Annotated in this window: 1 protein-coding gene; it reads right to left on the minus strand. The window is 63.9% G+C overall.

Features of this window, described 5'->3' with window-relative positions; genetic code table 11:
- A partial coding sequence (fgd, locus tag NA3_RS35380; RefSeq protein WP_063917884.1) for a glucose-6-phosphate dehydrogenase (coenzyme-F420) occupies positions 1-985 on the minus strand: 985 nt, incomplete at both ends.

The raw sequence follows: 985 nt of genomic DNA on the forward strand, positions 1-985 counted from the left end.
CGTGGTGCGAGGTCGCGTGCGAACAGGTCCAGGAAACGGCGCTGGTCGTGACCCGGGGCATGGAACACCAGATGATTCAACCCCGCATCGACGTAAGGCTTGATCTGCTCCACCGCCTGATCCGGATCACTGGCCACGATCCACCGCTTGGCGATCTGCTCGATCGGCAACGCGTCCGCGGCCGCCTCCATCTCGATCGGATCGGTGATCGAATGCTTCTGCTCGGCCGTCAACGACAACGGCGCCCAAAAACGCGTATTCTCCAACGCCAACCCGGCATCGGTGTCATAGGAAATCTTGATCTCGATCATCCGATCGATATCGCCGAGCGTGCGGCCCACCTTCTCCGCCCCCTCGGCCACCGCCGGCATCAACTTCTCGGTATACAGATCCATCCCCTTACCCGAGGTACAAATGAAACCGTCACCGGCCCGCCCCGCATACCGCGCCACCACCGGCCCACCCGCCGCGATATACACCGGGATCCCCGCCGGCGGCACATCGTAGATCGACGCACCCACCGTGCCGTAGTACCGGCCCTCGAAATCGACCCGGTCACCACTCCACAACGCGCGCATCAGATCCACCGACTCACGCAACCGCGCGAAACGCTCCTTGAACTCCGGCCACTGCCCCTTGTAACCGGTCGCGATCTCGTTCAGCGCCTCCCCCGTCCCCACACCCAGCATGATCCGCTCCGGATACAACACCCCCAACGTCGCGAACGCCTGCGCGATCACCGCCGGGTTGTACCGAAACGTCGGCGTCAACACCGACGTCCCCAGCTGAATACGCGAGGTCCGCTCACCCACCGCCGTCATCCACGCCAGCGAGAACGGCGCATGACCACCCTTGTGCCGCCACGGCTGGAAATGATCACTGACCGTCGCACTGTCCAAGCCGTGCTCCTCGACCAGAACACCCAGCTCCACCAGCTCCCGCGGCCCGAATTGTTCCGCCGACGCCTTGTACCCCAGCTTGAGAT

It is taken from the genome of Nocardia africana NBRC 100379, from assembly GCF_001612635.1.
GTDB classification, from domain to species: Bacteria; Actinomycetota; Actinomycetes; order Mycobacteriales; family Mycobacteriaceae; genus Nocardia; species Nocardia africana.